18 protein-coding genes are annotated in these 23,407 nt (G+C 58.1%); 11 read left to right on the plus strand and 7 right to left on the minus strand.

The window, feature by feature from the left end:
- The first annotated feature begins 109 nt into the window (after positions 1–109).
- From dapA to ypfH, 6 genes are all read left to right on the plus strand, one after another.
- The gene (gene dapA, locus ACOTXT_RS10995) at positions 110–988 is read left to right on the plus strand and encodes a 4-hydroxy-tetrahydrodipicolinate synthase (protein ID WP_008501633.1); all 879 of its coding nucleotides are present in this window, start codon (positions 110–112) and stop codon (positions 986–988) included.
- Between the two features lie 16 nt (positions 989–1,004).
- Positions 1,005–2,039, plus strand: a complete 1,035-nt coding sequence (gene bamC, locus ACOTXT_RS11000) for an outer membrane protein assembly factor BamC (protein ID WP_008501632.1) — start codon at positions 1,005–1,007, stop codon at positions 2,037–2,039.
- 109 nt (positions 2,040–2,148) lie between these two features.
- Positions 2,149–2,862: a phosphoribosylaminoimidazolesuccinocarboxamide synthase gene (gene purC / locus ACOTXT_RS11005; protein ID WP_008501631.1), complete on the plus strand. Its 714-nt coding sequence runs from the start codon at positions 2,149–2,151 to the stop codon at positions 2,860–2,862.
- Between the two features lie 120 nt (positions 2,863–2,982).
- Positions 2,983–3,852, plus strand: a complete 870-nt coding sequence (locus tag ACOTXT_RS11010) for a neutral zinc metallopeptidase (RefSeq protein WP_008501630.1) — start codon at positions 2,983–2,985, stop codon at positions 3,850–3,852.
- Positions 3,852–5,798 carry a tRNA(Met) cytidine acetyltransferase TmcA gene (locus ACOTXT_RS11015; protein WP_055321492.1) on the plus strand — a complete coding sequence of 649 codons (1,947 nt, stop codon included), beginning with the start codon at positions 3,852–3,854 and terminating at the stop codon, positions 5,796–5,798. The genes ACOTXT_RS11010 and ACOTXT_RS11015 overlap by 1 nt, the downstream gene beginning before the upstream one ends.
- A 73-nt stretch (positions 5,799–5,871) precedes the next feature.
- Positions 5,872–6,567, plus strand: a complete 696-nt coding sequence (gene ypfH, locus ACOTXT_RS11020; RefSeq protein WP_055321493.1) for an esterase — start codon at positions 5,872–5,874, stop codon at positions 6,565–6,567.
- A gap of 39 nt (positions 6,568–6,606) precedes the next feature.
- Here the strand turns inward: ypfH and ACOTXT_RS11025 are convergent, their stop codons facing one another.
- The 3 genes from ACOTXT_RS11025 to ACOTXT_RS11035 are packed head-to-tail and all read right to left on the minus strand — an operon-like array spanning position 6,607 to position 8,317.
- Positions 6,607–6,804 carry a YpfN family protein gene (locus tag ACOTXT_RS11025; RefSeq protein WP_008501627.1) on the minus strand — a complete coding sequence of 66 codons (198 nt, stop codon included), beginning with the start codon at positions 6,802–6,804 and terminating at the stop codon, positions 6,607–6,609.
- 24 nt (positions 6,805–6,828) lie between these two features.
- The gene (dapE, locus tag ACOTXT_RS11030; RefSeq protein ID WP_008501626.1) at positions 6,829–7,956 is read right to left on the minus strand and encodes a succinyl-diaminopimelate desuccinylase; all 1,128 of its coding nucleotides are present in this window, start codon (positions 7,954–7,956) and stop codon (positions 6,829–6,831) included.
- A gap of 10 nt (positions 7,957–7,966) precedes the next feature.
- A complete protein-coding gene (locus ACOTXT_RS11035) occupies positions 7,967–8,317 on the minus strand; it encodes an ArsC family reductase (protein ID WP_008501625.1) in 351 nt (116 codons plus the stop codon).
- 387 nt (positions 8,318–8,704) lie between these two features.
- Between ACOTXT_RS11035 and ypfM the strand changes: the two genes are divergently transcribed.
- Positions 8,705–8,764, plus strand: coding sequence for a protein YpfM (gene ypfM, locus ACOTXT_RS11040; RefSeq protein ID WP_015572204.1), 60 nt, complete (start codon positions 8,705–8,707; stop codon positions 8,762–8,764).
- A 109-nt stretch (positions 8,765–8,873) separates the two neighbouring features.
- On the opposite strand, the gene acrD is transcribed toward ypfM, so the two are convergent.
- Both acrD and narQ read right to left on the minus strand, forming a co-directional pair.
- Positions 8,874–11,987, minus strand: coding sequence for a multidrug efflux RND transporter permease AcrD (acrD, locus tag ACOTXT_RS11045; RefSeq protein WP_008501624.1), 3,114 nt, complete (start codon positions 11,985–11,987; stop codon positions 8,874–8,876).
- Positions 11,988–12,129: 142 nt separating this feature from the next.
- Entirely contained in the window at positions 12,130–13,824 is a 1,695-nt protein-coding gene (narQ, locus tag ACOTXT_RS11050; protein ID WP_232946010.1) for a nitrate/nitrite two-component system sensor histidine kinase NarQ, read from the minus strand.
- A gap of 152 nt (positions 13,825–13,976) precedes the next feature.
- Here narQ and aegA point away from each other — a divergent pair, with 152 nt between their 5' ends.
- The 3 genes from aegA to ACOTXT_RS11065 all read left to right on the plus strand — a co-directional run bounded on the left by aegA (position 13,977) and on the right by ACOTXT_RS11065 (position 17,761).
- The gene (gene aegA, locus ACOTXT_RS11055; protein ID WP_055321494.1) at positions 13,977–15,956 is read left to right on the plus strand and encodes a formate-dependent uric acid utilization protein AegA; all 1,980 of its coding nucleotides are present in this window, start codon (positions 13,977–13,979) and stop codon (positions 15,954–15,956) included.
- Positions 15,957–16,022: 66 nt separating this feature from the next.
- Positions 16,023–16,616 (plus strand): GDP-mannose pyrophosphatase NudK, encoded by a 594-nt coding sequence (gene nudK / locus ACOTXT_RS11060; protein WP_025912781.1) that lies wholly within the window; start codon positions 16,023–16,025, stop codon positions 16,614–16,616.
- A 101-nt stretch (positions 16,617–16,717) separates the two neighbouring features.
- The gene (locus ACOTXT_RS11065) at positions 16,718–17,761 is read left to right on the plus strand and encodes a DUF1176 domain-containing protein (protein WP_055321499.1); all 1,044 of its coding nucleotides are present in this window, start codon (positions 16,718–16,720) and stop codon (positions 17,759–17,761) included.
- Between the two features lie 96 nt (positions 17,762–17,857).
- On the opposite strand, the gene tkt is transcribed toward ACOTXT_RS11065, so the two are convergent.
- Both tkt and tal read right to left on the minus strand, forming a co-directional pair.
- On the minus strand, positions 17,858–19,846 hold the full coding sequence (gene tkt, locus ACOTXT_RS11070) for a transketolase (protein ID WP_333164559.1): 1,989 nt from the start codon (positions 19,844–19,846) through the stop codon (positions 17,858–17,860).
- A gap of 19 nt (positions 19,847–19,865) precedes the next feature.
- On the minus strand, positions 19,866–20,816 hold the full coding sequence (gene tal / locus ACOTXT_RS11075) for a transaldolase (protein ID WP_333164554.1): 951 nt from the start codon (positions 20,814–20,816) through the stop codon (positions 19,866–19,868).
- Between the two features lie 289 nt (positions 20,817–21,105).
- Here tal and maeB point away from each other — a divergent pair, with 289 nt between their 5' ends.
- Positions 21,106–23,385, plus strand: a complete 2,280-nt coding sequence (maeB, locus tag ACOTXT_RS11080; RefSeq protein ID WP_045406103.1) for an NADP-dependent oxaloacetate-decarboxylating malate dehydrogenase — start codon at positions 21,106–21,108, stop codon at positions 23,383–23,385.
- Positions 23,386–23,407 lie beyond the last annotated feature (22 nt).

Raw genomic sequence — 23,407 nt, forward strand, 5'->3', positions numbered from 1 at the left:
GAAAGCATAAAAAAAACATGCATACAACCGCCTGAGGGCCTCAGGTCGCTTGCTTTTATTACAGTTCCAAACGTACCATTGAGACTCTTGTTCGCACAGAGGATGGCTCATGTTCACGGGAAGTATTGTCGCGCTTGTAACACCGATGGATGAAAAAGGTAACGTCTGCCGGTCTAGCATGAAGAAGCTGATTGATTACCATGTCGCCAATGGAACCTCGGCGATCGTTTCGGTAGGGACTACCGGTGAATCTGCAACGCTGAGCCACGACGAGCACGGCGATGTGGTTATGCTGACCCTGGAACTGGCTGACGGACGTATTCCGGTCATCGCGGGCACAGGCGCGAATGCCACCGCAGAAGCGATCAGCCTGACTAAACGTTTTAACGACAGCGGCATTGTCGGCTGTCTGACGGTGACCCCTTACTACAACCGTCCTACTCAGGAAGGTTTGTTCCAGCACTTCAAAGCCATCGCTGAACATACTGACTTGCCACAAATTCTGTATAATGTGCCGTCCCGTACCGGTTGCGATATGCTGCCGGAAACCGTTGGTCGTCTCTCGGAAGTCAAAAATATTATCGGTATTAAAGAGGCGACAGGGAACTTAAGCCGCGTTCATCAGATCAAAGAGCTGGTTTCAGACGACTTTATCCTGTTGAGCGGTGATGATGCGACCGCGCTGGACTTTATGCAGCTCGGTGGCCATGGCGTGATCTCCGTAACGGCAAACGTTGCGGCACGCGACATGGCTGAAATGTGCAAACTGGCCGCGGCCGGTCACTTTGATGAAGCGCGTGTCATAAATCAGCGTCTGATGCCGCTGCACAATAAATTATTTGTCGAACCCAATCCGATCCCAGTGAAATGGGCATGTAAGGAGTTGGGGCTTGTAGCAACCGACACGCTGCGTCTGCCAATGACACCGATTACCGACCACGGTCGTGATATCGTCAGGGCAGCGCTGAAACATGCCGGTTTGCTGTAAAGTTTAGGGAGATTTGATGGCTTATTCAGTACAGAAGTCGCGCCTGGCGAAGGTTGCGAGTGTTTCGCTTGTTATGCTGCTCGCTGCCTGTAGTTCAGACTCGCGCTACAAGCGCCAGGTGAGCGGTGATGAATCCTATCTGGATGCGACCCCGCTTGCTGAACTTCACGCACCGGCTGGTATGATCCTGCCGATTCAGAACGGCGATTATAATATTCCCGTGACCAACGGCAGCGGCCTGGTCGGTAAAGCGCTTGATATTCGTCCGCCAGCACAGCCTCTGGCGCTGGTGAGCGGGGCGCGTACCCAGTTCACCGGTGATACGGCGTCTCTGATGGTTGAGAGCGCGCGCGGTAGCACCCTGTGGCCGCAGGTTGTCAGCGTCATTCAGGCGAAGAACTACACCATCGATAAACGCGATGATGCCAGCCAGACGTTAACCACCGACTGGATCGAATGGAACCGTCTGGATGAAGACCAGCAGTACCGCGGTCGTTATCAAGTCTCCGTTAAACCGCAGGGTTATCAGCAGGCGGTTAACGTTAAGCTGTTGAACCTGGAGCAGGCGGGTAAACCGGTTGCGGATGCCGCATCCCTGCAGCGTTACAGCACCGAAATGCTGAACGTGATTGCCGCAGGCCTGGATAAAAACGCGACCGATGCTGCCAACGCCGCGCAGAGCCGCAACGGTGTGACCTTCGATGTCCAGAGCGGCGCGGATGACACCGGCCTGCCAATGCTGGTGGTGCGTGCACCGTTTAACCAGACCTGGCAGCGTCTGCCAGCGACGCTGGAAAAAGTGGGCATGAAAGTGACCGACAGCACCCGCTCAACCGGCAGCATGACGGCAACCTATAAGCCGCTCTCCGACAGCGCGTGGCAGGAACTGGGCGCGAAAGATCCTCAGCTTGCCTCCGGTGACTACAAGATTCAGGTCGGTGACCTTGATAACCGCAGTAGCCTGCAGTTTATCGATCCAAAAGGTCACACGCTGACCCAGTCGCAGAACGATGCGCTGGTCGCTGTCTTCCAGGCAGCATTCAGCAAATAAATACGAGGGCTGGTGAATCCAGCCCTTTTTATTTTCGTGCTACGCAAACGTGTGCGTGGCATAATATCCCCAGTTTTGAACACAAATCATCACACCAGGAGTAATGAAGATGCAGAAGCAAGCTGAGTTGTATCGTGGCAAAGCGAAGACCGTATACAGCACGGAAAACCCGGATCTGTTGGTGCTCGAGTTCCGCAATGATACGTCAGCAGGGGATGGCGCGCGCATTGAGCAGTTCGATCGTAAAGGCATGGTGAACAACAAGTTCAACCACTTCATTATGACCAAACTGGCCGAAGCGGGTATCCCGACTCAGATGGAAGCGTTGCTGTCCGATACGGAATGTCTGGTGAAAAAACTGGATATGGTTCCGGTTGAGTGCGTTATTCGTAACCGTGCGGCGGGCTCCCTGGTGAAGCGTCTGGGCATTGAAGAAGGTATCGAACTGAATCCACCGCTGTTCGATCTGTTCCTGAAAAACGATGCCATGCACGACCCGATGGTCAATGATTCCTACTGCGAAACCTTCGGCTGGGTGAACAAAGAGAACCTGGCGCGCATGAAAGAGCTGACCTACAAAGCCAACGACGTGCTGAAAAAATTGTTTGATGACGCGGGCCTGATCCTCGTCGACTTTAAGCTGGAGTTTGGTCTGTTCAAAGGCGAAGTGGTGCTGGGCGATGAGTTCTCACCGGACGGTAGCCGCCTGTGGGACAAAGAAACCCTGGATAAAATGGACAAAGACCGTTTCCGTCAGAGCCTGGGTGGCCTGATTGAAGCGTACGAAGCGGTTGCTCACCGTTTAGGCGTTAAGCTCGACTAACTCCCTCACTTGCCAAAGGATGTTCGCATCCTTTGGCGTCTTACCTTTGTTTCCTATGGTAATCTTGCCGTTAACCGCCTACGATCATAGCTATTATAAATGGAATAGTTAGAGGTGGTTATGCGCTGGCAAGGGCGTCGTGAAAGTGACAATGTAGAAGACAGACGCAGTGATGGCGGCGGCGGTCCTTCCATGGGCGGACCGGGCTTCCGGTTACCCAGCGGCAAGGGCGGTATCATTCTGCTGATTGTGGTGCTGGTCGCGGGCTATTACGGCGTCGATCTCACCGGGTTAATGACCGGTCAGCCGCTGCAACAGCAGCAGCATTCTCAGCGCTCCATCAGCCCGAATGAAGATGAAGCGGCCAAATTTACCTCCGTGATCCTCGCCACAACGGAAGACACCTGGGGTCAGCTGTTTGAGAAGATGGGGCGTACCTACCAGCAGCCGAAGCTGGTGATGTACCGGGGTGCAACCCGCACCGGATGCGGCACCGGGCAGTCCGTGATGGGACCGTTCTACTGCCCGGCGGACGGCACCGTCTATATCGATCTCTCCTTTTACGATGACATGAAACGCAAGCTTGGCGCTGACGGTGATTTTGCCCAGGGTTACGTTATCGCGCATGAAGTCGGCCATCACGTGCAAAAGCTGCTGGGAATTGAGCCAAAAGTGCGCCAGCTGCAGCAAAATGCTTCGCAGGCTGACGTGAATCGCCTGTCCGTTAAAATGGAGCTGCAGGCGGACTGCTTCGCGGGCGTCTGGGGCCACAGCATGCAGCAGCAGGGCGTGCTGGAATCCGGCGATCTTGAGGAGGCGCTGAATGCCGCTCAGGCAATCGGTGACGACCGTCTTCAGCAGCAGAGCCAGGGGCGCGTCGTGCCGGACAGCTTCACTCACGGTACCTCGCAGCAGCGCTACAGCTGGTTTAAACGCGGTTTCGACAGCGGCGACCCGGCGCAGTGTAATACCTTCGGTAAAGCGATGTAATGCTGGCGTTTGATCAGCAGATACGCGAGCTTGAGCGCACCGGCCATCGTCGGCTGGTGGTGCTCAGCGGTGAGACGCAGTGGACGTTGAGTCAGGCGGCTGTCCTGCGTAATACCCTGCCGGGAGACTGGCTGTGGCTGGATGACATTCCCTCAAAAACCCTCAGCGGACTGCTGGGACGCGAATACCTTCACGCCGTTTTTGACGCGCGCGCCGGGTTTGACGTCTCAGCCTTCGCCGCGCTCAGCGGAACGCTGCGCGCCGGAAGCCTCCTGGTGCTGCTGGTTCCTCCGCTTGCTGACTGGGCCGACAGGCCAGACAGCGATTCTTTGCGCTGGAGCGACAGCGCGGAGCCGATCGCCACTCCATACTTTGTGCACCACTTCTGCCGGACGCTTGCCGCCGATTCGGATGCGATTGTCTGGCAGCAGCATCGTCCTTTGTCCGTTCCCGTTGCGCCGGATTTACCCGACTGGCAGCCTGCCAGCGGCGCACCGCAGCGCGAGCAGGCGGAGATCCTCGACGCGCTTCTGACCATGCCTGCGGGCATCGCTGCCGTAACGGCACCGCGCGGGCGCGGAAAGTCAGCGCTGGCGGGGATGCTGCTCAATAGCATTCAGGGGAGTGCGGTGGTCACGGCACCGGCTAAAGGGGCAACGGATGTCATTGCGCGCTTTGCGGGCGAGCATTTCCACTTTATGGCCCCGGATGCGCTGCTGGCCTCCACGCTGCAGGCCGACTGGCTGATTGTCGATGAAGCGGCTGCCATCCCGGGCCCGCTGCTGGAGAAGCTGGTGACGCGCTTTACGCGCGTATTATTAACCACCACGGTGCAGGGCTATGAAGGGACGGGCAGGGGCTTCCTGCTGAAGTTCTGCGCCCGTTTCAGCGGACTGCGGCATTATGCCTTATCGACCCCCATTCGCTGGGCCGCCGGATGTCCGCTTGAGCGGTTCGTGGCAAATGCTCTGTTATTTGATGATGCGCTTATCGATCGCAAACCGGAAGGTGAGGTTCGTATAACGCCGCTGGCGCCGCGGATGTGGGAGAGCGACCCGGCACGCGCGGCAAGCGTTTATGAACTGCTGTGTGCTGCTCATTACCGCACGTCACCACTCGATTTACGCCGGATGATGGACGCGCCCGGCCAGCACTTTGCTGTTGCAGAGACGGGGGCCGATATTGCAGGCGCGCTCTGGCTGGTGGAAGAGGGCGGGTTGTCACCGGAGCTTAGCCGCGCCGTGTGGGCGGGATACCGGCGTCCACGCGGGAATCTCGTGGCGCAGTCGCTGGCGGCGCACGGCGGCTCTCCGCTCGCGGCGACGCTGAAAGGGCGACGGGTTAGCCGCATTGCGGTTCACCCCCTGCGCCAGCGGGAAGGCATCGGGCAACGGCTTATCCTTAGCGCCAGCGGGGAAGATTATCTGTCGGTGAGTTTTGGTTATACCGACGAGCTGTGGCGTTTCTGGCAGCGGTGCGGGTTTGTGCTGGTGCGGATGGGGAGCCATCGGGAAGCCAGCAGCGGCTGCTACACGGCGATGGCGCTGCTGCCGCTGAGCGAGGCCGGGCGTCGGCTGTGCGCGCAGGAACATCACCGTTTATGCCGGGATATGCGCGTCCTGTCGGCCTGGAACGGTGAAAAGATCCCGGTGGACGACGGCTGGGAAGCTACCCTTAATAGTGATGACTGGCGGGAGCTGGCGGGGTTTGCTTTTGCCCATCGCGCGTTTTCAACCTCGGTTGCCGCGCTGACGCGGTTGTTGCTCAATGTTGATATGCCGCTTCCGGCCCTGCGGGGGAAACTAGCAGGGAAAACGGATGAGCTCGGGCGAAAAGCGTTGCTGGCAAAGCTGCGCTCTGAAACCGCGCAAGCGCTTGAAAGCCTTGATTATCCCCGCTGCCAGCAGTTGAAGGAAGCCATTTTGCAATGGCAATTTTTTCAATGACTTCTTCAGTAAAGTGGCATGGTCATTCCCGCCGGGAGGCGTAGAATCCAGGTCATCTATTAAGGAGACCACCATGAAACATGACCATTTTGTTGTTCAAAGCCCTGACAAACCGGCTAAACAGTTACTGCTTCTGTTTCATGGGGTTGGCGATAATGCCGTCAATATGGGGCAGATTGGCAGCTGGTTTGCACCCGTTTTCCCGGAAGCGCTGATTGTCAGCATCGGCGGCGTAGAGCCATGCGGCCCGAACGGGCGCCAGTGGTTCTCGGTTCAGGGCGTGACGGAAGAGAACCGTCAGGCGCGTATCGACGCCATCATGCCGACCTTTATCGACGTCGTCCGCTACTGGCAGCAGCAGAGCGGCGTAGGAGCCGAAGCGACCGCGCTGATTGGCTTCTCGCAGGGGTCAATCATGTCGCTGGAAAGCGTAAAGGCGCAGCCGGGTCTGGTGTCACGGGTGATCGCCTTTAACGGCCGTTTTGCGACGTTACCGACAAGCGCAACCACGCAAACCACGATCCACTTAATCCACGGCGGTGAAGACCGGGTGATTGAGCTCTCGCATGCGGTTGCTGCCCAGGAAGCGCTGATTCGTGAGGGTGGGGATGTGACGCTGGATATCGTTGACGATCTGGGCCACGCCATTGACGACCGCAGCATGCAGTTTGCGCTTGACCATCTGCGCTATACCGTACCGAAGCACTACTTTGATGAAGCGCTCAGCGGCGGTAAGCCGGATGACGATGATATTGTTGAGTTTATGTGATTCTTCCCCCTCTCCCATGGAGAGGGGGAATCGGATCGATTACTTCTTCTGATCCTTCTTCGGCCAGTCGTCGTCATCGTCCCACTTGTCGTTGAAATCACGGTGCGGGGGAAGATCCGGCTTGTTGGCGAGAAATTTTTTATGGTCAACGCGCTTAAGGTCTTTAATCACGTTCAGCAGTACGCCGACCAGAAAAACCAACACCAGAACCCACCAGTACTTTGAAAGCCAATCCATTCGCTATTCCTCTCAGAGCGTTCGTCAGGCGACGATTTGCTCCATAATACGTTGATACATACGGGCCAGCAGTTGTAAATCTGCCGCATTGACACACTCATTTATTTTATGAATGGTTGCGTTCACTGGCCCCAGTTCGACAACCTGAGCACCCATACGGGCGATAAAGCGTCCGTCTGAGGTGCCACCCGTTGTCAGCAGCTGTGGCTTAATTTCATTATAGTGCTCGATGGCGTTCACCACCGCATCCACCAGTTTACCGCGCTGCGTCAGGAACGGCTGGCCGGAAAGCCACCACTCCACGGTGTAACGCAGCTGATATTTTTCCAGCAGGGCGATAACGCGCGCCTTGATCATCTCATCGGTCAGTTCCGTGCTGAAGCGGAAGTTGAACTGGACGACGTAATCCCCCGGGATCACGTTATTGCTGCCGGTCCCGGCCTTGACGTTCGCAATCTGCATGCTGGTCGGCGGGAAGAACTCGTTGCCCTTATCCCACTCAATCGCCACCAGCTCGCTCAGCATTGGCGCGGCGCGGTGGACCGGGTTATCGGCCAGATGCGGATACGCAACGTGCCCCTGAACGCCGTGAATGGTCAGGTTACAGGTCAGCGAGCCACGGCGACCGTTTTTGACGACGTCACCCACCACTTCGGTACTGGACGGCTCACCGACCAGGCAGTAGTCGAGACGCTCGTTGCGTGCCATCAGCGCTTCGACGACCTTCACGGTGCCGTTGTGCGCGCTGGCTTCTTCGTCGGAGGTGATCAAAAACGCGAGACGGTTTTTGTGATTCGGATGCTGCGCCACAAAGCGCTCTGCCGCCACGACCATCGCCGCCAGAGAGCCTTTCATGTCTGCCGCGCCGCGACCAAACAGCATGCCATCGCGAATGGTCGGCTCAAACGGCGGGTTAATCCAGCGATCCGCGTCACCGGCGGGAACGACGTCAGTATGCCCGGCGAAGGCCAGCGTTTCGCCCTGTCCGCGCCACGCCCAGAAGTTCTGGGTATCGCCAAAGTCCATGCGTTCAACGGTAAAACCGATGGCACGCAGGCGTTCAATCATAAGAGCCTGACAACCTGCGTCGTCCGGGCTAAGGGAAGGACGGCGAATAAGCTGCTGAGTCAGCTCAATGACCGGGCATGACATAAACTACACCTCAACGAAAAAAGTCGGAATAAAGGGTTTCACTGAAACCCAGCAGCATAGGCTGCCCTGGCGCGCAGAGCAATGGGCGTTTGATAATTGCCGGCATCTCGAGCATCAGTTTTGCCGCGCTGTCGGCATCGGTGATGCTGGCGCGCAGAGAGTCGTCCAGTTTACGCCAGGTGGTGCCGCGGGTGTTCAGCAGGGCTTCCCAACCCAGTTCGCGAATAGCGCTATGCAGAAATTCTGCATCGAGCCCGTCGGCACGGTAATCGTGGAAGCGGTACTCCACGCTGTTAGCGTCCAGCCAGCGGCGGGCTTTTTTGATGGTGTCGCAATTTTTAATGCCGTACATCACAACCATGGTGAATCCTTTTGATGTTCTGATAATTAAATGTTCAGTAAATTCGAAGATATATCCTTAAGTGGAATATAACACATTCAGGAATTGTCTGGATTAATACGTCTTCTTAATTCGACTCACAACTGTACGCTGAATATTCTTTCATCATTTAAGCATAGATGTCCATTAACTTTAAAAATCCAATAAACTCAGCAAATAAAATAAAACTCACCCGTTCGTAGGGTTATTTCAAAATATTGCTGGCCGTCACAAAAAATTGAGGGCTCTCCGTTCATATTTATCATAAATCCCCGCAGGACGTAGGGTACAATCACAGCAATTGGTTAAATAGTCTTCACAATGATGGTACGTTTTTGTAGAATGCGCATAATAATAAGAGAGGTTGTTATGATTGAACGTGAACTGGGGAACTGGAAAGATTTTATCGAAGGTATGCTTCGTAAATGACATTCAGTAAGAATTGCAAGAGCACTAAAATAAGTAAAATAACCATAGTGTGAATTAATCACACAGTAAAAAGGCGGCCGATAAAGCCGCCTTTTTTTATTTCAACCACTTACTCAGGACGTTCCTTTAGCGGGAAGCGGCGACGCACCAGCACAAAGAACAGCGGAACGAAGTAAATGGCCAGGATGGTGGCCGAAATCATGCCGCCCATCACCCCCGTGCCGACGGCATGCTGGCTGCTGGAACCTGCACCGGTGCTGGTCGCCATCGGCAGTACACCAAAAATAAACGCCAGCGATGTCATCAGGATCGGACGCAGGCGCTGACGGCAGGCGTGCAGCGTGGCGGCCATCAGCTCGTGGCCTTTGGCATTCATCTCGTTAGCAAACTCAACGATCAGAATGGCGTTTTTCGCCGACAGCCCAATGACGGTGAGCAGGCCCACCTGGAAGTAGACATCGTTCTCCAGGCCGCGCATCCACGTTGCGAGCAGCGCACCGATAACCCCAAGGGGCACGACCAGCATGACCGAGAACGGGACCGACCAGCTCTCATACAGGGCGGCAAGGCAGAGGAAGACCACCAGCAGAGAGAGCGCGTAAAGGGCGGGGGCCTGCGCCCCTGAGAGACGCTCCTGGTAAGACATGGCCGTCCACTCGAGACCAAAACCGGCGGGCAGCTGTTGCACCAGTTTTTCCATGGTGTCCATGGCGGTACCGGTGCTGACGCCCGGCGCGGCTTCCCCGACGATTTCAACCGCAGAATAGCCGTTATAGCGTTCCAGGCGTGGCGATCCGCTCTCCCAGTGCGAACTGGCAAAGGCTGAGAACGGCACCATGCCGCCAGCATTATTTCTGACAAACCAGCGGTTAATATCATCCGGCAGCATGCGGAACGGCGCGGCGGACTGGACATACACTTTTTTCACGCGGCCGCGATCCATAAAGTCATTCACATAGCTCGACCCCCACGCCGTTTGCAGGGTGTCGTTGATATCGTTGATCGACACACCCAGCGCCTGCGCCTTTCGCTGATCGATATCCACCTGAAGCTGCGGGCTGTCGTCGAGGCCGTTATGGCGAACGCGGGTCAGGCCGGGATCGTTGCCTGCCAGCGCTAACAGCTTATCGCGTGCCGCCATCAGCGCCGTGTGGCCCGCCCCGGCGTGATCCTGCAGCTCCATATCAAACCCGGCTGAACTGCCCAGGCCGCTTATCGCCGGTGGGCTGCTGGCGAAGACGCGCGCTTCTTTGATGTGCGCAAAGGCTTTTGTCGCACGTTCAATGATGGCAAACGAGGTGCCCGTCCGGGTATCGCGTTCGTCCCAGTCCTTCAGGCGGACAAACATGCGGGCAACGTTCTGCCCGTTTCCGCCCGGGCCGGAACCGACGGTGGAGAAGACCGAGACAACGTTATCTTTCTCTTTGGTGAAGAAATACTGTTCCACTTTCTGCACCACTTTCAGCGTCTGCTGCTGCGTTGCGCCGCTCGGAAGCTGCACCGAGGTGGTGAACATCCCCCGGTCTTCCATCGGCAGGAACGAGGTGGGCAGGTGCAGGAACAGCCACACCATCCCGCCCAGCAGCACAACGTAAATCATCATCCAGCGCAGGCTGCGGTGCAGTACGCGACCCACGGCAGATTCATAGCGCGCGGCGTTGCGGTTGAACATCCGGTTAAACCAGCCGAAGAACCCTTTCTGCCCGTGATGCTCCCCTTTGTGCAGCGGTTTCAGAATGGTGGCGCACAGCGCGGGGGTGAGGATCAGCGCGACCAGCACGGAGAGCACCATCGCCGAGACGATGGTGATCGAGAACTGGCGATAAATCGCCCCGGTGGTGCCGCCAAAGAAGGCCATCGGGATAAAGACGGCCGACAGCACCATCGCAATCCCGACCAGCGCCCCCTGAATTTGCCCCATGGACTTGCGCGTCGCCTGGCGCGGAGAGAGCCCTTCTTCGCTCATAATGCGCTCGACGTTTTCAACCACCACGATGGCATCATCCACCAGAAGGCCGATCGCCAGCACCATCGCAAACATCGTCAGGGTATTAATGCTGTACCCGAAGGCGTAGAGCACCGCAAAGGTCCCCAGCAGCACGACGGGGACGGCAATGGTGGGGATCAGCGTCGCGCGGAAGTTTTGCAGGAACAGGTACATGACCAGGAACACCAGCGCGATGGCTTCGAGTAGAGTCTTCACCACGTCCTCAATGGAGGCTTTTACGAAGGAGGTGGTTTCATAGGCGACTTTGTACTCCAGCCCGTGCGGGAAATACTGCGACAGCTCGTCCAGACGGTCTAACACCAGTTTTGCCGTCGCCATTTCGTTCGCGCCGGAGGCCAGCTTAATCCCCAGACCGGAGGCCTGATTGCCGTTAAAGCGGCTCAGGTAGTCGTATTTCTCCGCCCCCATTTCCACCGTGGCGACATCGCCGAGACGCACTTCCGACCCGTCCTGATTCACGCGCAGGGTGATATTGCGGAACTGGTCCGGTGTCTGCAGCAGGGATTGCGAATTAATGGTGGCGTTCAGGGCTTGCTTATCAACGGAAGGCGTTCCCCCCAGTTGCCCCACGGCAATCTGGGCGTTCTGGGCTTTGATAGCATCCGTCACGTCGGTTGCCGTCATCTGGTAGCTGTTCAGCTTGTTGGGATCGAGCCAGATACGCATGGAGTACTGTGAGCCGTAGGCGTCGATATCCCCGACGCCGTTAATCCGGCTGATGGGATCCTGAATATTACTGGCGACGTAGTCCGCGATGTCCTGTTTATCCATCGAGCCATCTGTCGAGACAAACGCGATGGTCAATATGTTGGTATCGCCGGTTTTACGCACGGTCACGCCCTGGTTTTGCACCGCCTGGGGCAGCTTGCGCATGGCCGACTGCAGCTGGTTTTGGACCTGCTGCACCGCTTCGTCCGGGTCGGTGCCCGCCTTAAAGCTCAGGGTGACCGTCGCCTGTCCCGTGGCGCTGCTTTGTGAGGACATGTACATCAGGTTATCCAGACCCGTCATGTTCTGCTCGATAACCTGCGTCACGGTATTTTCCAGCGTCTGAGCGGACGCGCCGGGGTAGTTTGCGGTGACGCGCACGTTCGGCGGTGCCAGGTCGGGGTATTGCTCAACGGGAAGTGACGTAATCGCCAGGACACCTGTCAGACACAACAGGATGGCAAGCACCCAGGCAAAAATGGGGCGATCGATGAAAAAATTCGCCATGAAAGTGTGACCTCGTTTTGCTGCACGTCATTATTGTTTATTGCCCGCATAACTTTAGCGGTAAGGCCCAGGTCAAACGTGGAGAAATAAAGGAGATAGTGTAAATTATCATGCGCTTTTCCCTGCGCTTCCCTCTTTACCGTTATTTACCCGTTAACGGCGTGGGCGCCGGAAACGTCACGCTGACCAGCGTGCCGCCGTTTTGCGGCTGTGAAAAGTGCAGCACTCCTCCAAGCCGCTGCGCGCGTTCGCGCATAATGTTCAGACCGTAGTGTCCCGGCGGCTCGCTGGCCTCGCCAATCCCGATGCCGTTGTCGCGAATGCTGACGCTGTGCGTACCGTCCGCTGCGGTCACGCAGCTCACGGTGATCTCGCTGGCCTGCGCGTGCTTAATGGCGTTCAACACCGCCTCACGCACGATCTGTAACAGGTGCACCTGCTTTTGCGCGTCGAGCGCCAGCGAGGAGAGGCGGCAGTCGAGATGCAGTTTCGCCTGCGTCTGGCTCTGCAGGACATCGAGTGACTCCTGCAGCGCCGCGGGTAAATTCGCGTGGTTCAACGTCAGGCGGAAGGTGGTCAGCAGCTCGCGCAGCTGCTGCCAGGCGTTGTTCAGCTCGCGGGAGAAGTCGGTAATAATGGCCTGCGCTTGGGTATTTTCTTCCGGCACGGCGCGTTTGAGCAGCGCAAGCTGAATGCGCAGATACGACAGCACCTGCGCCAGCGAATCGTGCAGCTCGCGGGCAATGGTGGCGCGCTCTTCCATCAGCAGCAGCTGCTGGTAATGCTTTTGCGCCTGGTTAAAGTACAGCCCGCGCCCGAGCATGGTCGCCACGCTTCTCATCAGCGGAAGGGGGACGCTGTCCGCCTCGCTTTGCCAGCGCAGCTCGCCGTAGAGCGTGTCCTGCATCAGTACCGGCAGGTTTTGCAGAGGGGTACCCTCAGCCTCCGTCCCTTCGCACAGCCGCCAGTCGTCGCTGGTGCGCAGTTCCAGATAATTCATCTGCGTATAGTCATGGACAATCTGCAGGATATGCCGGAAACAGTGGCTGTCTATCTGGCCGGTATTGAGCGCCTGCGAGCACTTAAACAGCATGTCGAGCTGCTGGTGGGCTTCGTGCAGGTGCCGCGTCTTTTCCGCAACCGAGGCTTCGAGCGAACGGTAGAGTGTATCAAGCTCGGCTGACATGTGGTTAAAGGCGCGCGAAAGCTGGCCCAGCTCGTTCGGCAGGGCACTGTCCGGCGCAGGGGTGGCAAACTCGCCGCGCTCAATGCGTTCGCTGGCCGCCACCAGGTTGTTTAGCGGAAGCACCACCTGGCGACGGATGCGTCGCAGGGTAAACAGCGTCAGCAGCAGGATCCCGAGTGCGCCAGCCAGCGAGAGCAGGGTGACCGTTTGAATTTTATGTTCGGTGTAGTGCTGGAGGGCGAGCACAAAGGCATCAATGCGGCCGACAAAATCCTCAATATTGCGTTGATACCACGCGCTGTCGCCGCGGGCGATATGCGCATCCATCTCCTGCCAGGCCACATGCAGCTGCTGATAGCGTGCTTTCACATTGTCCGGAACGTACCAGCGGTTCAGCTTCTGCAGGGCAGGCGCGCCGAGCGTCTGTTGCCAGCTCTCGCGATGTGCCGAAAGGGAAGGGCTGTTGCGCTGCATCTCGTAGCCCAGACGATAGCTCTGCATGCGCAGTGAGCCAGCGATGTTGATGGCTTCGGCATCGCGCTGGCTGCTGGCCAGCGTCAGCAACGCGACGGTGCTGCTGAGCACGGATAGGGCAATGATCGAAAAGAAAGCCCAGGCAAGGCTTCCGGAAACGGGTCGTTTAACGGTCACAGAACGGCTCTCTGAATAAAATTGATCTGCCACAGGTTCACTGGAAATAATTGGGCGCTTCTGGCATTTGAACATTGCCCGAACGCACCGTGATGCGTAAATACCATACTCTTATAAAGAGAAAGGTTATTGAACCAAAAACAGGTGTGGTTATGAATCGTTTTATTATGGCTAACAGCCAGCAGTGCATTGGGTGTCGCGCCTGCGAAGTCGCCTGCGTGATGGCGCACAACGGTGAGCAGCATGCCCTGAGCGAGCACCATTTTCATCCCCGTATCACGGTCCTGAGATCCGGCGAGAAGAGCCACCCCGTGACCTGTCATCATTGCGAAAATGCACCCTGCGCGCAAAGCTGCCCGAACGGCGCCATCAGCAAATGCGATGACAGCGTACAGGTGAATCAACAAAAATGCATCGGCTGTAAGGCCTGCGTGGTGGCCTGCCCGTTTGGCACGATGGAGATTATCGTCACTCCGCTCGACAATGGCAGCGTGAAGGCCTCGGCGAATAAATGCGATCTCTGTCTGACGCGTCCACACGGCCCGGCCTGTATCGAAAATTGCCCGGCGGATGTCCTCTCCCTGGCGACGCCCGCCGCGCTGGAAAACCTGGCGAAATCGCGCCGACAGCGCACGGCCTGCCTGGAGGCGCAGCCCTGGCATGGTGCCGAGGCCGTCAGCGTGGACGCGCCGCGTACCAAACTGCAGCAGATGCAAACGACCCCGCCCCGCGGCGAGCCCGACAAGCTGGCTGGCGCAGAGCGCGTGGGCCATTTTAACGAAATTTACCTGCCGTTCCGGGCCGAACAGGCCGCCCGCGAGGTGTCGCGCTGCCTGAAGTGCGGAGAGCACAGCATTTGCGAATGGACCTGCCCGCTGCACAACCACATCCCGCAGTGGATTGAGCGCCTCAACGCGGGGGATATCACCGGCGCGGCCGAGCTTTCTCATCAGACCAACTGTTTACCTGAAATTACCGGTCGCGTCTGCCCGCAGGACCGGCTATGCGAGGGAGCCTGCACGCTTCGTGACGCGGCGGGGGCCGTGACGATCGGCAACATCGAGCGCTACATCTCCGATCGGGCGCTGGCGATGGGCTGGCGGCCGGATATGTCCGCCGTCACGCCGTCAGGTAAACGTGTCGCGATTGTCGGCGCGGGGCCCGCCGGGCTGGCGTGCGCCGACGTGCTGGCGCGCCGCGGCGTGAGCGTGACGGTCTATGACCGGCATCCGGAGATCGGCGGTTTGCTGACCTTTGGCATCCCGGCATTTAAGCTCGATAAATCGCTGCTCGCGCGGCGCAGAGAGATCTTTACCGCGATGGGGATCCGCTTCGAGCTGAACTGCGAGGTGGGCCAGGACGTGTCGATGTCGCAGCTCAAGAGCGATTACGACGCCCTGTTTATTGGCGTGGGTACCTATCGTTCGATGAAGGCGGGTATCCCGAACGAGGATGCGCCAGGGGTCTACGACGCGCTGCCTTTCCTGGTGGGCAACACGCGGCATGTTATGGGGCTGGAGGCGACGGCCAGCGAGCCGTTCATCGACACCCGTGGCCTGAACGTGGTGGTGCTGGGTGGAGGCGATACCGCGATGGACTGCGTCCGCACGGCGTTACGTCACGGCGCGGCGACGGTCACCTGCGCCTATCGTCGGGATGAGGCCAACATGCCGGGCTCGAAGAAAGAGGTGCAGAACGCCAGAGAAGAGGGGGCGTCATTTGAGTTTAACGTCCAGCCGGTTGAGCTGACGCTGGATCCGAACGGTAAGGTCAACGGTATCCGGATGCTGCGTACCGCGCTCGGTGAGCCGGATGCGCAGGGGCGTCGTCGGCCCGTTCCGGTGGCGGGCAGCGAGTTTGTGATGGCCGCGGATGCAGTCATCATGGCGTTTGGCTTTAATCCGCACGCGATGCCGTGGCTGCAGGCGCAGGGTGTCGAAACGGATGACTGGGGGCGGATCGTGGCCTCGGTCGAGAGCCGCTACCGCTATCAGACAACCAACCCGCAAATCTTCGCCGGGGGCGATGCGGTACGCGGCGCGGATCTGGTCGTCACCGCGATGGCGGAAGGGCGTCATGCCGCGCAGGGGATACTCGACTGGCTGGGAGTTGATGTACCACAACATCATTAATCCGGCGGACGACAAAGCGGGATTCACGGCGTAGTATAGGACGACTCATTGTGCCGTGGAGCCCGTATGACCCTGAAAATTGACGTTATCAAAGACAAAATTCTCTCTGAAAACTACTTTGTCCTGCGTAACATTACCTATGATCTTACACGTAACAACGGTGAAGTGATCCGCCACAAGCGCGAGGTCTATGACCGTGGTAACGGAGCAACCATCCTGCTCTATAACCGTGAAAAGCAGAGCGTGGTGCTGATCCGTCAGTTCAGGGTGGCAACATGGGTCAATGGCAATCCTGACGGACGTCTGATTGAAACCTGCGCGGGCCTGCTCGATGACGATGAGCCGGAAGTCTGCATCCGCAAAGAGGCCGTCGAAGAGACCGGCTTTGAAGTGGGCGAGGTCAAAAAGGTCTTCGAGCTGTACATGTCCCCGGGCGGCGTGACGGAAATTGTCCATTTCTTTATTGCTGAATACAGCGACGCACAGCGCACGCACCGGGGCGGTGGCGTAGAGGATGAAGATATCGACGTGCTGGAGCTTCCTTTTGCCCGAGCGCTGGAGATGGTGCGTTCAGGCGAAATCAGGGATGGTAAAGCGGTGATATTGCTGCAGTATTTACAGACAACCGGGCTGATGAACACCCCTTTCGAACGGATATAGCCTGTTTTTCAGGTATATCTGATAAATCCGATTGAGCAACCCCGGCGTGAACACGAAGATACTGCCCTGTTATGCGTTTTCGTTCCGGGATTGTGTCATTCATGCGCTACAGCGTCTTTTTATTTTCCCTGTTTTGTGTGCTCCTCGCGCCGCAGGTGCGGGCTGCACCCGCGCAGCAAGCCTTCTCTGACTGGCAGGTGACCTGCAATAACCAGAACTTTTGCCTTGCCCGCAACACGGGCGAACACCGCGGTCTGGTCATGACGCTCACCCGGAGCGCCGGGGCGAAAACGGATGCCACGCTGCGTATCGATCTCGGCGGTCTTGATACCCCCTCCGTGAAAGAGCCGGATATTGCCCCGCGGCTGCTGCTGGATAATGTTCCCCTGAAGCTCGACAAACAGCGCTGGCAGCTCACCCCCTGGCATCTGAAAACGGACGATGCGACCACCATCACCGCCTTTCTGAAAAACATCCAGGAAGGAAAAGCCCTGACTCTGCGAGGCGGTAAGCAGGTGATTTCACTGGCCGGTCTGAAAGCCGCGCTGCTGTTCATTGATGCCCAGCAAAAGCGCGTTGGCAGCGAAACCGCGTGGATCAAGAAAGGTGACGATCCGCCGTTAAGCGTGCCGCCCGCACCTGCCCTGAAAAAGGTGGCGATCGTTAATCCTACCCCAACACCGCTTTCCCACGCTGAACTGAACGATCTGCTGGATTATGGTACCGGCAGGATGAACAGCAGCCAGTGCTCGCTGGATCCTAACCGTCGCGAAGTGCGCGTCACCGCGTTAACCGATGACAAAGCGCTGCTGATCGTCAGCTGCGAGGCGGGGGCCTATAACACGGTCGATCTGGCGTGGCTGGTGTCACGTAAAAAACCGTTCTCTGCCCGCAGCGTGAGGCTGCGTCTGCCGTTTACGCCGTCAAGCGACAGCAGCGAAATCGAGTTGATGAACGCCAGCTTTGATGAAAAGACGCGTGAGCTGACCACGCTCTCGCTGGGGCGCGGTATGGGGGATTGTGGGATCCAGACGCGCTGGCGGTTTGACGGCCAGCGTTTCCGCCTGGTGCGCTATGCCGAGGAACCCAGCTGTGATAACTGGAATGGGCCAGACGCCTGGCCCACGCTGTGGATCACGCGGTAGCTTTTTGCCGGGTGGCGCTGTCGCTTACCCGGCCTACGGTTTGGTGGTTTTGTAGGCCGGGTAAGGCGTAGCCGCCACCCGGCAACGCAGACCGCACTAAATCACGCTCAGCGCCTTCTCTACCACGTTCTCAACGGTAAAGCCAAAGTACGGGAACAGCTTGTCGGCAGGGGCGGACTCACCGTAGCCCCGCATCCCAACAATCGCCCCTTTGAGCCCGACATACTTGTACCAGTAGTCGGCAATACCGGCCTCCACCGCCACGCGCGCCGCGACGTTAGAGGGCAGCACCGATTCCCGGTACGCTTCGTCCTGGGCGTCAAAGATATCCGTTGAGGGCAGGGACACCACGCGCACCGCGTGGCCTTCGGCGGTCAGTTTTTCCGCCGCTTTTACCGTGATTTCCACCTCGGAACCGGTCGCAATCAGGATCACGTCCGGCTTGCCGCCGCTGTCTTTCAGGGTATAGCCGCCGCGGGCAATGTTTTTCACCTGCTCCGGCGTGCGCTCAATCTGCGTCAGGTTCTGGCGTGACAGGATCAGCGCCGTCGGGCCGTTATGGCGTTCTACCGCCAGCTTCCAGCCCACCGCCGCTTCGACCTGATCGCAGGGACGCCAGGTGCTGAAGTTGGGCGTTAAACGCAGGCTCGCCAGCTGTTCCACCGCCTGGTGGGTGGGACCGTCTTCTCCCAGACCGATGGAGTCGTGGGTATAGACCATAATCTGCCGCGCCTTCATCAGCGCTGCCATGCGCGCCGCGTTACGGGCGTACTCGACAAACATCAGGAAGGTGGCGGTGTAGGGCACGAAGCCGCCGTGATGGGCGATGCCGTTGGCGATCGCGGTCATCCCGAACTCGCGCACGCCGTAGTGGATATAGTTCCCGGCAATATCCTCCTTCAGCGATTTCGAGCCCGACCAGATGGTCAGGTTACTCGGTGCCAGGTCCGCCGAGCCGCCCAGCAGCTCAGGAAGGAGAGGGCCAATCGCATTCAGGGTGTTTTGCGACGCCTTACGGGTGGCGATTTTTGCCGGGTTGGACTGCAGGTTTTCAATCAGCGCCTGGGTTTTATCGTCCCAGTCCTCCGGCAGACCGCCGCTCATGCGCCGGGAAAACTCGGCGGCCAGTTCCGGGTACGCTTTTTTGTAGGCGGCGAATTTCTCGTTCCAGGCCTGCTGGGCTTTCTCACCGTCTTCACGGGCATCCCACGCCCGGTAGATCTCTTTCGGGATCTCAAACGGCGGGTATTTCCAGCCCAGCTTCTGCCGGGTCAGCGCCACTTCTTCGTCACCCAGCGCCGCGCCGTGCGCCTCTTCTTTGCCCGCCTTGTTCGGCGAGCCGAAGCCGATAACCGTGCGGCAGATAATCAGGGACGGTTTGTCCTTCACGCTCTGCGCTTCCTGAATCGCTTTTTTCACCGCCTCAGGATCGTGGCCGTCGATCTCGTGCACTACGTGCCAGTGGTAGGCCTCGAAGCGTTTTGCCGTGTCGTCGGTGAACCAGCCCTCGGTTTCCCCGTCGATGGAGATGCCGTTGTGATCGTAGAAGCCAATCAGCTTGCCGAGCCCCAGGGTGCCCGCCAGGGAGCAGACCTCATGGGAAATCCCCTCCATCAGGCAGCCGTCACCCATAAACACGTAGGTGTAGTGATCGACAATCTCGTGGTCCGGCTGGTTGAACTGTGCCGCCAGCGTACGCTCGGCAATCGCCAGCCCGACCGCATTTGCCAGCCCCTGACCGAGCGGCCCGGTGGTGGTCTCCACGCCCGGCGTATAGCCGATCTCCGGGTGACCCGGGGTTTTAGAGTGCAGCTGGCGGAAGTTTTTCAGCTCCTCAAGTGGCAGATCGTAACCGGACAGGTGCAGCAGGCTGTAGAGCAGCATCGAGGCGTGGCCGTTGGAGAGAATAAAGCGGTCACGGTCGTACCAGGTGGGATCGTTAGGGTTGTGCTTCAGGAAGTCGTTCCACAGGACTTCGGCAATATCGGCCATGCCCATCGGTGCGCCGGGATGGCCAGAATTGGCTTTCTGCACGGCATCCATGCTGAGGGCGCGGATGGCATTGGCGAGCTCTTTACGGGACATAGTTCACTCCGTGGCAAGGTTAAAGTTTGGCAGCGAGAAGATCTTCAAGTTTGCGCTGGTCGACGGCGAACAGGCGGATACCTTCCGCCAGTTTTTCCACGGCCATGGCGTCCTGATTGTGCTCCCAGTGGAATTCGGCTTCGGTCATGGCTTTCGGTTTTGGCAGAACGGTAGAGGTGGGGATCAGCTTGCGGATGACCGTCTCTTCTTTATCCTGTAGCTCCTGGAGCAGGTTAGGGGAGATGGTCAGGCGGTCGCAGCCCGCCAGGGCGAGGATCTGCTCGGTACGGCGGAAGCTGGCCCCCATCACGATAGTTTCGTAGCGATGCTGCTTGTAGTAGTCGTAGATATTGCGAACCGATTTCACGCCCGGGTCCTCATCCACCACGTACGGATCCATCGGCTGTTTCGCCTGGTACCAGTCGTAGATGCGGCCAACAAACGGTGACACCAGGAACACGCCCGCTTCGGCACAGGCGCGCGCCTGGGCAAAGGAGAACAGCAGCGTCAGGTTGCAGTGAATTCCCTCTTTTTCCAGCACCTCTGCCGCGCGGATGCCTTCCCAGGTCGACGCCAGCTTGATCAGAATGCGTGATTTATCGATCCCCTGCTCCTGGTAGAGTTCCACCAGGCGGCGAGCCTTGTTGATGCTCTTTTCTTTATCGAACGAGAGGCGGGCGTCAACTTCGGTCGAGACGCGTCCCGGAATGCTTTTAAGAATTTCCGCACCAAAATTAACTGCCAGCTTGTCGCTGGCTTCGGCGACCTGCTGTTCCTGCGTCTTCCCGCGCTGTTTTCCGTAGGCAATGGCGTCATCAATCAGATGACTAAAATGGGTAAGCCCGGCTGCCTTGAGCAGTAGCGAAGGGTTGGTGGTCGCATCCTCCGGCTGATAGTGGCGAATCGACTCGATATCGCCGCTGTCTGCCACCACCGTGGTGAATTGTTTGATGCCGTCTAGCTGGTTCATAAATGATTACTCCTTGGAAATAAAAGCGTTAGCTGAGTGCGTTAGTTCACACTTCTGAGAAAATCATGATGGACTTAACAAAAAAGCATAGCAGACGGGGGAGGCATTGCTTTTGAGACGGGTAACATGGCTGTTATAAATTGATAACAATTTTTAATGTGTGATGGTGAGAGTTTGGCAGCCTTCAAAGTTTAGGAGGCGGCCTGAGGCGATACTAGGCGGCACACCAGGGTGTGCAACCGGATCGTTTTCGTCACCCTTTTGACCGATACGTGAAAGGAAAAATAAGATGGATGAGCAGTTGAAACAGAGTGCCCTCGATTTTCACGAGTTCCCTGTCCCGGGCAAAATTCAGGTCTCCCCAACCAAGCCGCTGGCGACACAGCGCGATCTGGCGCTGGCCTACTCGCCGGGCGTGGCGGCCCCGTGTCTGGAAATCGAAAAAGATCCGCTGGCGGCCTATAAATACACCGCGCGCGGCAACCTTGTCGCCGTGATCTCTAACGGCACGGCGGTACTGGGGCTCGGTAACATCGGCGCGCTGGCCGGTAAGCCGGTGATGGAAGGCAAGGGGGTGCTGTTCAAGAAATTCGCCGGTATCGACGTGTTTGATATCGAGGTGGACGAGCTCGATCCTGACAAATTCATCAACGTGGTGGCCGCGCTGGAGCCGACCTTCGGCGGGATCAACCTGGAAGACATCAAAGCGCCGGAATGTTTCTATATCGAGCAGAAGCTGCGCGAGCGTATGAACATTCCCGTGTTCCATGACGACCAGCACGGAACGGCCATTATCAGCACCGCCGCCATTCTCAACGGCCTGCGCGTGGTAGAGAAAAATCTCTCCGACGTGCGCATGGTGGTCTCCGGCGCTGGCGCCGCGGCCATCGCCTGTATGAACCTGCTGGTGGCGCTGGGTATGCAGAAACACAACATTGTGGTCTGCGACTCCAAGGGCGTGATTTACAAAGATCGCGAGCCGAACATGGCGGAAACCAAAGCGGCGTATGCGGTAGAAGACGACGGCAAGCGCACGCTTGAGGACGTGATTGACGGCGCGGATATCTTCCTCGGCTGCTCGGGTCCGAAAGTGCTGACCCAGGAGATGGTGAAGAAGATGGCGCGCGCGCCGATGATCCTGGCCCTGGCGAACCCTGAGCCGGAAATTCTGCCGCCGCTGGCGAAAGCGGTGCGTGAAGACGCCATTATCTGCACCGGGCGTTCCGACTACCCGAACCAGGTGAACAACGTGCTCTGCTTCCCGTTCATCTTCCGCGGCGCGCTGGACGTCGGCGCGACGGCGATCAACGAAGAGATGAAGCTGGCCGCGGTGCACGCCATTGCGGAGCTGGCCCACGCCGAGCAGAGTGAAGTGGTTGCCTCAGCCTATGGCGATCAGGATCTGAGCTTTGGCCCGGACTACATCATTCCAAAACCGTTCGACCCGCGTCTGATTGTCAAAATTGCCCCTGCGGTGGCAAAAGCGGCGATGGATTCCGGCGTGGCGACGCGTCCGATTGAAGACTTCGACGCTTACGTCGATAAGCTCACCGAGTTTGTCTATAAAACCAACCTGTTCATGAAGCCGATCTTCTCTCAGGCGCGCGCCGACGCGAAGCGCGTGGTGCTGGCGGAAGGGGAAGAGGCGCGCGTGCTGCACGCCACCCAGGAGCTGATCACCTTAGGCCTGGCGAAACCGATCCTGATTGGTCGTCCGAGCGTGATTGAAATGCGTATCCAGAAACTGGGCCTGCAGATTAAGCCGGGCGTCGACTTCGAGATCGTCAACAACGAATCCGATCCGCGCTTCAAAGAGTACTGGAGCGAATACTACGCGATCATGAAGCGCCGTGGGATCACCCAGGAGCAGGCGCAGAAAGCCGTCATCAGCAACACCACGGTGATCGGCGCGATCATGGTGCATCGCGGCGAGGCGGATGCGCTGATTTGCGGCACCATTGGCGATTACCACGAGCACTTTAGCGTGGTGCAGGAGATCTTCGGTTATCGAGACGGCGTCCATACCGCCGGGGCGATGAACGCCCTGCTGCTGCCGAGCGGGAACACCTTTATCGCTGACACCTACGTTAACGACGATCCGACCCCGGACGAGCTGGCGGAGATCACCGTGATGGCCGCCGAGACCGTGCGCCGCTTTGGTATCGAGCCGAAGGTGGCGCTGCTGTCGCACTCTAACTTCGGTTCGTCCAAATCAGCGGCGGCGTGCAAAATGCGTGAGACGCTGGCGCTGGTGCGCGAGCGCGCGCCGGAGCTGATGATTGACGGGGAAATGCACGGTGATGCCGCGCTGGTGGAGAGCATCCGCAACGAACGTATGCCTGACAGCCCGCTGAAAGGATCGGCAAACATCCTGATTATGCCGAATGTGGAAGCGGCGCGTATCAGCTACAACCTGCTGCGCGTCTCCAGCTCTGAAGGGGTGACCGTAGGACCGGTGCTGATGGGCGTGGCGAAGCCGGTGCATGTGTTAACGCCGATTGCCTCCGTGCGCCGTATCGTGAATATGGTGGCGCTGGCGGTGGTTGAGGCGCAGACGCAGCCGCTGTAAGCGTTGTGAGTCGGGTAGCGCG

The sequence above is a fragment of the Enterobacter cloacae complex sp. IR5422 genome (assembly GCF_049238165.1).
Lineage (GTDB): Bacteria > Pseudomonadota > Gammaproteobacteria > Enterobacterales > Enterobacteriaceae > Enterobacter > Enterobacter roggenkampii.

Bases quoted from the DNA above. Each gene is read 5' to 3' on its own strand.
- ypfH (WP_055321493.1), top strand. From the start codon at position 5,872: ATGAAACATGACCATTTTGTTGTTCAAAGCCCTGACAAACCGGCTAAA.
- ACOTXT_RS11015 (WP_055321492.1), top strand. From the start codon at position 3,852: ATGCTGGCGTTTGATCAGCAGATACGCGAGCTTGAGCGCACCGGCCAT.
- nudK (WP_025912781.1), top strand. From the start codon at position 16,023: ATGACCCTGAAAATTGACGTTATCAAAGACAAAATTCTCTCTGAAAAC.
- aegA (WP_055321494.1), top strand. From the start codon at position 13,977: ATGAATCGTTTTATTATGGCTAACAGCCAGCAGTGCATTGGGTGTCGC.
- acrD (WP_008501624.1), bottom strand. From the start codon at position 11,987: ATGGCGAATTTTTTCATCGATCGCCCCATTTTTGCCTGGGTGCTTGCC.
- dapE (WP_008501626.1), bottom strand. From the start codon at position 7,956: ATGTCATGCCCGGTCATTGAGCTGACTCAGCAGCTTATTCGCCGTCCT.
- ACOTXT_RS11035 (WP_008501625.1), bottom strand. From the start codon at position 8,317: ATGGTTGTGATGTACGGCATTAAAAATTGCGACACCATCAAAAAAGCC.
- tal (WP_333164554.1), bottom strand. From the start codon at position 20,816: ATGAACCAGCTAGACGGCATCAAACAATTCACCACGGTGGTGGCAGAC.
- ACOTXT_RS11025 (WP_008501627.1), bottom strand. From the start codon at position 6,804: ATGGATTGGCTTTCAAAGTACTGGTGGGTTCTGGTGTTGGTTTTTCTG.
- ACOTXT_RS11065 (WP_055321499.1), top strand. From the start codon at position 16,718: ATGCGCTACAGCGTCTTTTTATTTTCCCTGTTTTGTGTGCTCCTCGCG.
- purC (WP_008501631.1), top strand. From the start codon at position 2,149: ATGCAGAAGCAAGCTGAGTTGTATCGTGGCAAAGCGAAGACCGTATAC.
- dapA (WP_008501633.1), top strand. From the start codon at position 110: ATGTTCACGGGAAGTATTGTCGCGCTTGTAACACCGATGGATGAAAAA.
- maeB (WP_045406103.1), top strand. From the start codon at position 21,106: ATGGATGAGCAGTTGAAACAGAGTGCCCTCGATTTTCACGAGTTCCCT.
- bamC (WP_008501632.1), top strand. From the start codon at position 1,005: ATGGCTTATTCAGTACAGAAGTCGCGCCTGGCGAAGGTTGCGAGTGTT.
- ACOTXT_RS11010 (WP_008501630.1), top strand. From the start codon at position 2,983: ATGCGCTGGCAAGGGCGTCGTGAAAGTGACAATGTAGAAGACAGACGC.
- tkt (WP_333164559.1), bottom strand. From the start codon at position 19,846: ATGTCCCGTAAAGAGCTCGCCAATGCCATCCGCGCCCTCAGCATGGAT.